Here is a 681-nt window from a genome sequence, read left to right as displayed (position 1 = left end):
CCGCCGTATCGGACGAGGAATGGTCGCTGCCGGCCGCAACGGCAACCGCCGGCGTCATCGTCACGGCTCCGACGAAGACCGACAGACGCCTCAGGACGGTTTGCTCGCTTTCCGACAGCAGTTCATAGCTCCAATCAAAAGTTGCGCTCAAGGTCTGCTGACGCGGTAGCGCCGTTCGCCTGCCGCGGTTCAGCACGCGAAATCGTTCGTCTAACAAAGATGCAAGTTCTCGCATGCCAAATGCATCGACTCGGCCAGCCGCGAGCTCGATAGCAAGCGGAATTCCGTCGAGGCGACGACATATGTCGGCGGCAAATGGCACCGTCGAATCATCGAGTTCGAAATCGCTTCGCGTCGCCTTCGCACGATCGACAAAGAGTTGCGTGGCCGGAAAGCTGAGCGCCTCGGCCGTCGTGAGGCCTTCCAGCCGGGTCGGGAACTCAAGCGACGGCAATCGTGCCACGGTCTCGCCGAGAGCGCGAAGGGGCTCGCGGCTCGTGGCCAGGACGCTGACTTGTGACGTGTGTTGGGTGATCCGTTCTGCCAGTTCAGCCGCCGCGTCGATAAGATGCTCACAATTATCGAGCACGATCAGCATGTGTTTGTTCTGGAGGAACTCGAGAAGCTCGGGGGTCGCGTCTTTGGAGCGGACCGGCTTGCCCAGTGCCGTGGCGAGCGCAG

At 61.5% G+C, this 681-nt stretch carries 1 pseudogene; it reads right to left on the bottom strand.

The features are described 5' to 3' along the window. Nucleotides 1–681 (bottom strand): annotated as a pseudogene (locus EOA28_RS39390) (hypothetical protein); the annotation flags it as partial.

Origin of the sequence: Mesorhizobium sp. M2A.F.Ca.ET.067.02.1.1, from assembly GCF_004023285.1 — a bacterium.
Lineage (GTDB): Bacteria > Pseudomonadota > Alphaproteobacteria > Rhizobiales > Rhizobiaceae > Mesorhizobium.
The sequence above is the reverse complement of the archived record's forward strand: the minus strand, read 5'-3'. Positions and strand labels throughout refer to the sequence as shown.